9 protein-coding genes are annotated in these 12182 nt (G+C 42.2%); 1 reads left to right on the top strand and 8 read right to left on the bottom strand.

Annotated features, from left to right (window positions below):
• Nucleotides 1–10: 10 nt before the first annotated feature.
• The 7 genes from KUV50_RS01340 to KUV50_RS01370 all read right to left on the bottom strand — a co-directional run bounded on the left by KUV50_RS01340 (nucleotide 11) and on the right by KUV50_RS01370 (nucleotide 10410).
• Nucleotides 11–1120: an alkaline phosphatase family protein gene (locus KUV50_RS01340; RefSeq protein ID WP_222578281.1), complete on the bottom strand. Its 1110-nt coding sequence runs from the start codon at nucleotides 1118–1120 to the stop codon at nucleotides 11–13.
• Nucleotides 1121–1241: 121 nt separating this feature from the next.
• Nucleotides 1242–2210 (bottom strand): metallophosphoesterase family protein, encoded by a 969-nt coding sequence (locus tag KUV50_RS01345; RefSeq protein WP_222578282.1) that lies wholly within the window; start codon nucleotides 2208–2210, stop codon nucleotides 1242–1244.
• A gap of 101 nt (nucleotides 2211–2311) precedes the next feature.
• The gene (locus tag KUV50_RS01350; protein WP_222578283.1) at nucleotides 2312–3019 is read right to left on the bottom strand and encodes a hypothetical protein; all 708 of its coding nucleotides are present in this window, start codon (nucleotides 3017–3019) and stop codon (nucleotides 2312–2314) included.
• 60 nt (nucleotides 3020–3079) lie between these two features.
• Nucleotides 3080–4522, bottom strand: a complete 1443-nt coding sequence (locus tag KUV50_RS01355; RefSeq protein ID WP_222578284.1) for a cadherin-like domain-containing protein — start codon at nucleotides 4520–4522, stop codon at nucleotides 3080–3082.
• Nucleotides 4523–4559: 37 nt separating this feature from the next.
• Nucleotides 4560–5933, bottom strand: coding sequence for a RagB/SusD family nutrient uptake outer membrane protein (locus KUV50_RS01360; RefSeq protein ID WP_222578285.1), 1374 nt, complete (start codon nucleotides 5931–5933; stop codon nucleotides 4560–4562).
• Nucleotides 5934–5944: 11 nt separating this feature from the next.
• A complete protein-coding gene (locus KUV50_RS01365) occupies nucleotides 5945–9268 on the bottom strand; it encodes a SusC/RagA family TonB-linked outer membrane protein (RefSeq protein WP_222578286.1) in 3324 nt (1107 codons plus the stop codon).
• A 179-nt stretch (nucleotides 9269–9447) separates the two neighbouring features.
• On the bottom strand, nucleotides 9448–10410 hold the full coding sequence (locus KUV50_RS01370; protein ID WP_222578287.1) for a FecR family protein: 963 nt from the start codon (nucleotides 10408–10410) through the stop codon (nucleotides 9448–9450).
• A gap of 166 nt (nucleotides 10411–10576) precedes the next feature.
• Between KUV50_RS01370 and KUV50_RS01375 the strand changes: the two genes are divergently transcribed.
• Nucleotides 10577–11149 carry an RNA polymerase sigma factor gene (locus KUV50_RS01375; protein ID WP_222578288.1) on the top strand — a complete coding sequence of 191 codons (573 nt, stop codon included), beginning with the start codon at nucleotides 10577–10579 and terminating at the stop codon, nucleotides 11147–11149.
• A 166-nt stretch (nucleotides 11150–11315) separates the two neighbouring features.
• On the opposite strand, the gene KUV50_RS01380 is transcribed toward KUV50_RS01375, so the two are convergent.
• Entirely contained in the window at nucleotides 11316–12179 is an 864-nt protein-coding gene (locus KUV50_RS01380; protein ID WP_222578289.1) for a phosphodiester glycosidase family protein, read from the bottom strand.
• Between the last annotated feature and the right edge of the window lie 3 nt (nucleotides 12180–12182).

A 12182-nucleotide genomic window follows, 5' to 3' on the forward strand; every position in this document is an offset into this window, starting at 1 on the left:
GCTGACCATTTTAATTTTTTAGGATAGAAAGCAGATCATTTCCTGCGTTTTCAACCGGGTAATCATAGCCCAGAAGGCCTGAGATAGTGGCCGCGATTTGCTCTGTCCAGATTTGAAGTGGTTCTGCTACTTCTCCCTTTGCGGCTACATTTTTTCCTAAAAACGCCATCCACACCTCATCCGATCGTGGAACACTTGATTTTCCATGATGTTTCCATCCATCCGGGTCTGTTCCCCGTCCATGATCTGTCGTAATTATGATTGTCGTCTGATCTTTATAAAATGGGTCTGTCTGGACGGTATTCCAAATATCCTGGATAAACTGGTCCGTCCGTCGGGCTGAATATAGATACTGATCGTACTTACCTTGATGGGCAAAATCATCGGTCTCTCCATAGGAGATAAATAACAGGCGTGGCTTCTCCCGCTCCAAGTAGGAATGAGCCAAGTGGTGGGTGAAAGCATCCAGACGGACCGTTTCCCATAGCTTGGGGGTTTCTTTTTGCAATTGATTGATCAGTTTTTCTTTTTCACCAATGGGATTCTCAACCTGTTCATATCCTGAATTTACGGGGATTCCGCTCCGTTCTTCATTGATGATGTACGGAAACACATCCCAGCTGGTAAATGCAGCGATCTGGTTTTTGAATCCAGGTTTTCCTGCCAGATATTCCAGCACGGTGACATTGGGGTTGTTCGATTTACTGTTGGAGTTGATTCGCTCATCATCGGCATATCCGCATAGTATCTCACTATAACCCGGGTAAGAAAACCAGTGGTTGTTCGTCAGATTGGCATTGTTGCCCAGGGCCCGGTTTCCATAAAGTTGGCCCTCCTTGCTGATGACCTCCCAAAAAAAGGGTAGAAGAAGCTCCCGCCGCACTTTGGGATCCTCTGACCAGAATTCTTTTTTCAGGGCAGCGGAATCGGAAGCGTACACCGGGTGGTTGATCAGATTGGCATCGGCACCCATGAACAATTCCTGCCAGCGAAGACCGTCCAGCGTGATCAGGATGACCTTGGCTTCCTCGTTCGATTGAGGAGTGGTATGGCTGACAAGGTAACCGGTCAAATGGAGGAGAATAAAACAAGCGATGCTTTTTAGAAGAACATGATTCATGTCAGTGGGTTTTGGTGAATAGTAGTTGATGTAATGTTAATAAAAATACAACATAAAATGCGCACCCGAACGTCTGAATTTACGGAAAACACGAAAGTTTAAAGCCCCGAACATCTTTCACTCATATATGCAATGTTCGGTCACTGATCCGGGGAACAATTGGGTATATGTATCGGCTCATATCGACTCCAAGCTTTTCTGGAGATGGTCCGACAAATTCGGAGTGCCGTCCGCTGATTTCAATTTTTCCACGAGAATCAATTTCGATAAAAGCCCAAAGGGGATCACGATAAGGAACGGTTTTTTTGATGTTCGGATGTGATTTATTCACGGCTTCGGAGTATCGGATGTGTTGATAGTCGCTGCCCAGCCATTGGTAGGAGGCACTATTGATCTGAACGTAGTGGATGTCATTGATGTGATTGTAATAATCTTGGTGATGATGCCCTGTCAATACCAATATGACCTTCTGGGCATCGGATCGATGATTGGCTTGTTCCAAAGCATATCGCACCTGGGATCCATTTTCGAGTCCGCCGGCATCATTATCCAGTCCTTGGTGACAAAATACGACGGTTGGCTTGTTGGTTTTGTCGAGGTCTTTGCTGAGCCAGTCCAGTTGTTTTTTAGAGATAAATCGAGCATATCCCTTTGGTCTGGAAGGGGCGGGGTTGTGTTCATTTCCATCCAATACGACAAAATGAAATCCTTGGTGATCGTAGGAGTAATATTTCCCTTTGGCATTCCAGAACTTAACGGTCTCTTCTCGTTTATATCCACCATCGGTGTCATGATTCCCGATGACGTGATAGTTTGGACCCGACCATTGATCCCAGATGCTCATTAGAGACTGATTTTCGGGTTTCGGGATACAAAAGTCACCGAGCTGGAGTATGAAATCCGGTTTCCGGATCTGCATGTCGTCGATGAAGGCTTGTAGACGCGCCTCCCCGTCGTGCATAATATCTTGATGCAGGTCTGCGATTACACCGAATCGGACTACGTGCTTTTTGGACGTTTTTGTCATTGGCGTGAAAAGCAAAGCTCCCGCTGATAGGGAAGCGGTCTTGATAAATTCACTGCGGTTCATAATTACCCGGTTGAAGAGTTTGAAGATACAGAAATAATGAAAGCTACTGGAATTCCAGAAGCCTGTCTGACTTTAAATTTAAGGAATTAAGTTCAGAGTTTTTATTCGCTCTTGATAAATTCAAAACGGTCAATAATCATTTCGTGTTCTTTATGGTCTGAGGGAAGCTGACCTCTGAACAACCATAGATTCATTTTTAGACGTTCTTCGGAATGCGGAGGAATATCATCGCCTTCATAACGCCATTGCTGAATCAAACCCTCTTCATTGTTTTTCCATCTAAGGCCTCTAAAACTTGAAAACTCTATGTAGTCCGGTAGCCACTTAAAAAAATGCGTAGAATTTTCTCCTTCTAAATTTAAATTATATCTTTTTTTGTTGTCAGGTTTATATCCAGGTTGAACCACAAATTGGGCATTTTGATTTTCTTCATCTGACCATTTTGAGAACTCAATATCAATTTCTTCTTCATCATTTTTGTAGGCAAATAAACCGCCTACGACATTCCTATCTAACAGACTTACATCATTGTTGAGATAGAAAACATATTGGCCATACCCCAGACTCCGTCGCAAACTAACCCCGGCACAGTACCACTCGCCTCCTGCTTGAATGATTTTTAAATGCAACCGCCCCGCTTCATCCACCCAGACATTTTCTTTCGAATCAGAGAAGTAATTGGGTCCGGGGCCAACTTGCGTTGTCCCGGATGACCTGACATACCAATCATACCCTGAAAATTGAATGATTCTCTCCGAAGGTTCTGTCGGTTCCAGGTTAGTCTGGTTCTCCGCGCTACAGGCGGTCAATAGAAGAGTGAAAATTAAAAGGCGCTCTATTATCATTGGTCGGCCGACATTGGATTCCGATTATCTGATATTGATTTTTACCACAATATCATCCAAGAAGGCTCCCGCCCGATCTCGCACGGAAAGAATAAATTCATCTGAACCTGTGTCCATCCCATTGTGTATATAAAGTAAATTATTTAAATCAATATCCGATTGGGTAAATTTGGAGTCTGCCTGAAGCACGTTTGCACCTTTGATCAGCCACCCCATTTCAGGAGCTGCTTCCACCGTGTAAATGATGTCATCGGTTGGTGCGCCTTCTACGCTTAGATTCTCGTTTTGGAGCACAAAAACACCTCCGTTGTTAACGCTGAGATCTTCCTTAGCAACCAATTCGAGGCTACTGTTGCCCGAAGCTATGGTAGCTATCATTCTGGGGGTAAACAAATCTGGGTGCTCCTTGGAAGCTAATTCATCCGTTTCATCTGATCCCGGCTCACCATCGAGCATTAGTGAAACTCTTCCTTTATGATCTTTTGACTTGAAAAAGTCTGTGATATCAAATTCGAATGAACTGACTTTGCTGGTTATTATTGAAGCGATGGGTTCATCTTCCGGAAAGACAGCATTGTCAAAATTCAGACTCAATTCGGACCAGTTCGTGTCAGGGGTTTCAAATAAATTCAAGTTCACCCCTTTGCCATGGGTAAACTTTATCGCGGTCTCAAATCTGACATCCGTAATCACCCCCGCTTTAGAGAAACCAGAAAAGTCAAACATCAAAAAAGCTTTCCGATCGTAATTACCGTCTCCGGTGACATTTTTTATTTTTAAGAGAGGATCCTTACCAAAATTCTCTGTAGATTTTGAGCCTCCATTGATGTAGGTGTCATGTAACGGATATATGGTGTCGGTGACCAGATCGGGTGAGGGGCTGTCGGTATCTCCAGTGGCCACTGAGTAATAAGTGATTGAATTGACCACATGGATCACTCCATTAGCAGGTTCGAGGTTGGATGTAACAATTTCCCACTGTTTGCTTGTGCCTTCATTGATCAGACCAACAAAATTTGTTTTATGTGATAAAAACATGATTTGGCCGTTTTCCGTAGGATAAGAAATCGGATAATTGCTGGTTGCTAATTCAGGGTCTGTGAAAATCACGCTCGATTTCACCACATGATATTTTAAAATATTGGACAGAATGGGTCTGGGGATGTCTTCTATCTCAGGATACCCATTTTCTGCCATATATTTTCGGAAGGCCACATTCTTAGGGAGGATAAAAGTCCGGTCAGAACCCTCATCATACATAGCTTTTAGTCCGGTAAATTCAATGGCGGACTCCATGAACGAAAAAGAATCTCTCTGCTGTATAAATTCCCAGGCAGACATTCCCAATTTTCCGTCGGATTCTGAGGGTTGATATTTGAAATTTTCCTGAATTTCGCACGAATAAAATATCCCTGCTATCAGCAAAAATATTCCAATAAAATTAAACGCATGCCTTTTTATCTTCATGATAGAGTGTGTTTTTCTTGAATGAGAATCTGACGTTTTATTTATAAAATTCATTTTGCTTCAGATTTGGATTTTTATTAATAGCATCTTCATGAATAGGCCACAATAAATTGGCCTCATCTTTTAAGCCATTGATCGGTTCCATGATTTCAAAAACTTTTCCGGTTCTTATCAGATCAAACCACCGGTGACCTTCAAATGATAGTTCAATCAGTCTCTCATGCAAAATAGCAGTTCCTAGATCACCGTATAGATCTTCTGCTTGCATTAGATCAAGCGAATTCAGCCCTGCACGGTTTCTTATTCTATTCAATAAGTCAAGAGCCGGTTCTGTTTCATGACGCTGGGCGTGAGCTTCGGCTTTTAGAAGCATGATGTCAGCGAGTCGAATGAGGACAATGTTATTGGAAGATGGGGCCGCGCTTTCATCGTTGAATCCCTCTCCGAAAAATTTCCACACTTTTCGGGGCTCTACCGCAGTGGTATCGTAGATCAGATTTTTTCTCAGATCTTCCGGTTCAAAAGAATTTCTGAACTTTTCGCTTGGGAAGTAATCGGCATCTGAACCTAAAGCATAAAGAACTCGCATGGCGTTGGTTTGTACCTCATCATACCCTACCTCAAAGATGCTTTCCGAACTTAGTCCAAGTGAAAAAATATCATTCCAATTCTGGATAGAGACCAGTGAATACAACGGGTTTTCCAGAACACGCTCCGCAGATTCAATGGCTTCTTCATATTTATGGCGCCACATATAGACTTTAGTAAGGAATGCATCTGCAGCTCCTTGGGTGATGAGAACCCGGTTTTTTTCTCCTCCATAGCTTTCAGCGCAATGCAGAGACGCATAGGTGAGATCTTCTTCTATCTGATCGAGTACTACCTCTTTGTTTGTTCTGGTAACAAACAATTCCTGGTCAATATTTTCATAAGGCTCAAGAATAAGCGGTACGTCTCCCCATATCCGGACCAGATAGAAATATGCGATGGCTCTCGCCGCTCTCGCCTGGCCCATCAATCGATCTCCGAACTGACTCTCTTCTGCTTCAAAGATTCCCGGAATATATTTTATGACGTAATTTGCACGACTGATGACCCGGTAAAGATTATTCCATCGTGCAGACCTGATGACCGGGGTGAGTTGGTTTTCTTTCAGAGCATAAGGGTCGCCGGAATGACGGGTCTGAACTGCATCTGCTCTTCCTTCCCCCCAGTATGCAAAATCAACCCGGAAGGTAGATTGGAGTCCATTGTATATTCCGTATACACCAGCCTGAGCATCACTGGGTTTTTCATAAAATTTCTGGGCTGAAAAGCTGCTTATGGGGTCTTTGTCCAAAAAAGATCCATTGCATGATACCATCAGAAGGACCAACGTTATGCTTATAATATGATTCATCAAATTCTTCATTGTTTTTATTTTTATAGTCCGATGTTCAATCCAAAAATAAAGGTTCGATTCTGGGGGTAGGAACCTTCGTCTACCCCGACCCTCAATCCTGAATAGGAACTTACGTCAGGATCAAATCCCGTGTAATGTGTCCAGGTAATCAAGTTGGTAGCCGAAACGAAAGCAGATATTTTATGTAGTCCTGTTTTCTGGATAAGATTCTGAGGTAATGAATATCTTAAGTTGATGTTTTTGAGCTTTAGGTAAGAACCATCTTCTACCCAGCGACTTTGTACTCTGCTATCCGATTGCTTCGGATCATCTCGTACCGGCTTTGGAAAATCGGTGATGTCACCTTGTTTCCGCCACCGATGAAGCGCATCCGTCGATAAGTTATTATACCGGACTACTGAATTTCTCTGATGATTGATCTCGCTGTAAATATCATTACCATATGAGAACTGGAAAAATACATTCAAAGCAAAATTCCCGTAAGAAAATTCATTGGTGAATCCACCAAAGAAACTTGGTTCAGCATTTCCAATGATTTGCCTGTCATCCTCATTAATAACGTTATCTCCATTCAGATCATGCCAAATGGGGTCCCCGCCTTCAAATGCTGGACCTGAAGCACCATGAGTTACATTGTTGATATTGTCTTCATCACTGGCATATACACCATCAAACCGCCATCCATAAAAAATACCAATGGGATGCCCCTCCTTTAAAATGTGGTAATTACCATTTCGGATATAACCGTTAGTCAGCAGGTTTTCCGGGAGAGAAGTGACTTTATTCCTGTTCAGGGCCAGATTTATACTACTGGTCCATGAAAACCGGCCTGTGAGATTTTGTGTGGTTAGGACAAATTCGACCCCTTTATTTTCAATGCTGCCAATGTTCTGAGTGATGTAAGAGAATCCGGTAGTCTGAGGTATGGGCACGTTGTACAATAGATCTTTGGTCTTTTTTACGTACCAGTCCGCCTGAAACGTTAGGCGATAGGAGAAAAAAGAAAGATCAAGCCCCGCATTATATTGTGTCGTGGTTTCCCAGGTTAGTCCGGTATTGGGCATCACACTGGGTACCGCGCCCGGAAAATCCAGGTACTTGCCTTCCAGACTAAATTCACCTTGCGAAGTATAATCTCCAATAGCTTCATTTCCTGTCTTTCCTGCGCTAAAACGCAACTTTCCATCGCTCAGAAATGATATATCGTCAAATAATGATTCTTCAGAAAACCGCCAACCAGCGGAAGCAGATGGGAAATAGCCAAATCGCTTTTTCGTTCCAAATCTCGAAGAACCATCCGTTCTGATGTTTAGTTCAATCAAATACCTGGAAAGATAATCGTATGAGATTCTGCCAAAAAGTGAAAACATGGAATGTTCCGATGCTACATTCACACCCTGGTTGGATATGACACTGGCTGCGTTCATAGTGCGGATATCATCGCTTGGAAAAAATTTTCCATCCAGTCCGGTTCGGTCAAAACGCCATTTCTGAAAACTAAGTCCCATAATCGCACCTAGATTGTGCGCCTCGTTGAGCGTTTTATCATAACTTAAATAGCTTTCATTTCCCCAGGTCGTATTGTCAGTAGATCTGACCGACCCGGTATTGTATCCCTCTCTGTAATCCAAAATAGATGGCATGAAATTGTCTTCTTTCATAGAGGTATAATCAAAGTTCAGATTGCTTCTTAAACGGAGATCGTTGGTGATTTGGAATTCCAGGTATTGACTCCCAATAAACCGGTTGCTCTTATTCAGGTTAGTCGCATACAAGGCAATACCCACTGGATTTCTTCGGCCGATAGCATATCCATTTAGCGATCCATCCGGCAGGTACATGGACATACTGGGAGGTCTTATCAAAAGCTCTCGGATCACACTCCTGTTTCCTGTGCCACTTGCATTGATCCGATTATTATTGGAATTGGTGTACGATATGCTTTGTCCGATTTTTAGTCTTTCAGAGATATTGATATCTGTATTTAGACGCGAGGTAATTCTTCGGTAGTTGGAATTTAAAATAATGCCATCCTGGTCCAGAAAAGATGAGCTCCAGGCATATTTTACATTTTCATTTCCTCCTCGTACGGATAAGTCCACTTTGTATTGTGGAGCTTTTCTCATCAATTCATTTTGCCAATCTACGTCTCCGTTATTTACGGGGTTCAGTGAATCAATAATGGAGAAATAGGGTTCTTCGTTGTTGTCAAGATTTTTATAGGAGTCCAGGATGACCTGACGATATTGCGTGGCATTCAACACACTCAGATGGCGGGTAATCTCGCTGACCCCTGTCGTGAGGTTAACATTCACCTCCGGTTTTCCTGCAATTCCTCGCTTGGTAGTAATCATGACTACTCCATTAGCAGCACGGGACCCATAGATAGCGGTCGATGCAGCATCTTTAAGTACTTCAATTGAAATAATATCCGAAGGGTTAATGTCTGCTAGAGGATTTAATCCAAAATTCTCCGAACCATTAAGAGAAGAAAGAGAATTTGATTCGATGGGTATGCCATCCACTACAAATAAAGGATTATTGCCCGAATTTAAAGAAGAGTTTCCTCTTACTCGAATAGTCATTTCACCACCCGGTGCACCTGAATTCGAAGTGACCATGACTCCGGCTGCTCTGCCCTGTAGAACTGTAATGGGGTCCTGAACATTCGAAGAAGCTATATCGTCCGCTCCAACAGATACGATAGAACCCGTCACATCTCTTTTGTTCCGTGTGCCATAGCCGACAACCACTACTTCATCCAGGGTCTGGGCATCTTCGCGCATCACAATACTTATTATGGAATCCCCCTTGACAGGAACCTCCTGACTTTTATATCCAATATAAGAGACGACCAATAGGGCCTGCTCATCAATATTGCTCAATGTAAAACGTCCATCCAAATCAGTGGTGGTTCCCTTATTGGTTCCCTTGACCAGAATGTTGACTCCCACGAGAGGTTCATCATCGGCGTTGACTACCTGACCATTTATATCAATATTGTCTTCATGATCACGTACAGATTTATAAAACTCTTTCAAAGATAATTGACCACTTTTCGGTTTCCTGTATAACCGGATTCCTGTTTCATTTTCCAGATTTCTGAGGGAGTTGATCTTGCGCTCCATTTTACGTATTCTTCTCGAATTCGCATTGTGCTCCGAATACAGAAGATAGTATTTGGAGTCAATAGACTTATATTTCAGATCAAGACCATTCAGAAGTCTGTGGATAGCCGTTTCAAAACTTTCTTCCTCATTAATCTGAAAAGAAACTTCAATGTTTTTGACCAAGCTCGTTTTGTAAGAAAAAAGCACTGTATAATGTTCGCTGAGATTGTTCAAGGCTACATCTAATTTGCACGGTTTGCAATCAGGCTCTTGATGGTCTCTTGCTTGCATTTGCGATATTGTCGCTGTGAAAAAAAGCAGTAAAAAAATACCCTTTGAATATTTAAATAGTTTCATCATTCTGTTTTATTTGAATTCATGTATGAGCTTGCGATTGTATGTAGCTTAATACCTTAATGGTTTGTTGTTTTTATTTTGAGTGGAACTTGTACCAGGTCTTGAATAATATCCATGGCTTTCCTTTTGTCTGTAATAGGGAATATGACAGTGAATTTTTGATTCAGCAACTCGCTGTCCGACACTGTATAACTCACTCCAAAAACATTTTCATATTCCTTGAATATCTGAGTTAATTTGACATCCTTCAGTATCATGGAACCTTCCTTCCAATTGCCAGCAGAACGGGGAACTGGGGAGCTTGAACTGGATAACGATCCTTTGTGATCAAAACCTGCTTCTTCACCGGGAACCATCATCAGTGAATCATTCTTATCCAAAGCTCGAAGTTTTACGGATCCTTCCTCCAGGTAAACCCTTGTTGCTATATTTCTTGTATTGACGTTAAATTCTGTACCCAGGACTTCGACGTTCAAATCCCTGGTATGAACTACAAACTTTTTGTGGCTTTTCAAATCCTTACGTACCTCAAACCAAGCTTCTCCCTTGAGTGAGACAGTGCGTACTTCCTGAGAAGTCCATCGGCGGGAATAGCTTATTTCCGAATTGGCATTGAGCCTGACCAGCGTATTATCAGGCAATTTAATTTCTACAATTTCTCCAAAGTCGGATTTAATCACTACCGGTGAATTTAAATAGTACATTAGTCCCAGCCCGCTTATTAATAAAAATGCCAAACTCGCTGCCACTTTGGGCCACCATGAACCGAACTTTCTAACTTTGCCGGATTTTGTTGTCTGTTCTTTGCGAATCTTGTTGCTTAGTTTTGTTCGAATGTTTAATGCCTTTTTTTGATCTATGGCTTCAGCGTTCTCCAGATCAAGCCATTTCTGTTCCAAAATTTCAGCATCCTTAAATTCTTCCTTCCGGTTTAACCATATGAGGAGTTGCTCCAGTTCTTCTGGTGAAATGGTTTGGTCGGTCAGTTTTTCTAACAGTTTTTTATAATAATGGGACATAAAAAAGCATTGTAATTTTTATTAGGGACGTGTTTTTTGACGTCTTCTTACCTAGTAACCAATGCACAAGGGCGGATGTACTAGTTGTTTTGTAATTATTTTTCCAGTAATTTCCCGTTTTGGAAAATTTAAGGATTGGTTTTTGCCCTATTGAAATCTTAATACAATGCCGGGATGGAAAAGAAATATTGAAGAGGATGGTTTTGAAGATAAGTTCGATATGGTGTATCATGAAAATTTGGATCGGGTCTATCGGTATGTAGTTTCGATTATACATCATGATACGATCGCAGAAGATATTGCTGCAGAAGTCTTTTTTACGGTTTGGAAAAAACGGGAGACGTTATTACAATATGACAACGTCGTGGGACTGCTGTATAAGATTAGCAGAGACCTGTCGATGAATTATCTTAAATCCCTGGCCAATGACCGGCGGAAAAAAGAAGAGTTTTTTCACTATTATTTTGGTCTGGGTATGGCAAATGATGAACATATCCTGCGTGAAAAGCAATTCTCTGCTCTGGAACAGGCCATCGAGCAATTACCAGAAAGGTGCCGGGAGGTCGTCAGAATGAAATTCCTTCTTGGTAAATCACTGAAAGAAATTGCTGCTGAACTCCATATTTCAGTAAATACGGTACAAAATCATTTGACCAGAGGAAAGTTTATGATTAGGGAATTAATCCAATCCGATGAATCATTATTGATACTTGCTGCCTTTATACCTGGTTTTCTATGAAAATCAGTGTGATGTAGCCGTCTTGATAATTCCATTGCGGTCGGAAACTCAAGAACTTAAGCTGATTGGATAAAAAAAGGCTCCTGGAATTCCAGAAGCCTCCTTGCCATTAAATTTAAGTAATTAGTTTCGGATTTTTTAGTACACCGTTACATAAGTAGAGAAATCATTTTACCACGATGACGGTAGCTACGCCCCGTTCACCCTGGTGATCAAATTTTTTATTGTCGCTGGGGTAATTGATTACCCCTCGGTTTTTGACCCAGGCCGTGGACGAACCGCCACCATCCAGGTTCAATGCAGAGTGGCAATTGAAAGCTTCAAATAATGTCGTCAATTCCTTGATCGACATCCCGTGTGCCTGAGAAGATCGACCATCGACCACAAATACCAACAGACGATCGTCATCCGTCACACCGATTGCTGTCCGCGGGTGGCGGTTCGAATTGAAGGGCTTGTCTTTCTGGGATAAAGCCTTACCATCATGGATCAGCAAAGGGCCGGAAGCCAATGCCGTTGGTGCAGAGAGACTTTCCCATCCATCTTCTGGCTTCTCGACAATACGAACCTTACTATTCTCGTCTATGGTCATCGCTCCATTCTCCCGGTAAGGCGTGAAGCCATCTCTGGTGTGTTTGATGATTTTACCGTCTTTCTTGAAAAACACGGTCGATCCACCGGTAGAGGTGTTAAAAAAACCGCCGTTAAACCCAATCAAGGCTCGCGTATTAATCGAAGCGTCACTGGTCTTCAAAAAGCCGGAATTGACATAAGGAATATCAATTTCAACCGCTTTTTTAAGATCGACTTCAAAGAGGGTCACACTTTGTTTTGATTTGAATAAGTCGTCAAAATGAAAATATTTCCAGGTAACTCCCTCAGATACGGCGTGGCTTTCCCAGGTCGCATCCTGAATGATCTCGATGTCTGTTTTTTCATTCCCGCCGACCGGACCTTCCGGGGTCTTCTTTGTACATGCGGATGATGTAAAAACGAAAAGTACAAGAATATAGAGCTTTATCGCTTTCATCGC

Origin of the sequence: Membranihabitans marinus (assembly GCF_019802045.1) — a bacterium.
Taxonomy (GTDB): domain Bacteria; phylum Bacteroidota; class Bacteroidia; order Chitinophagales; family Saprospiraceae; genus Membranihabitans; species Membranihabitans marinus_A.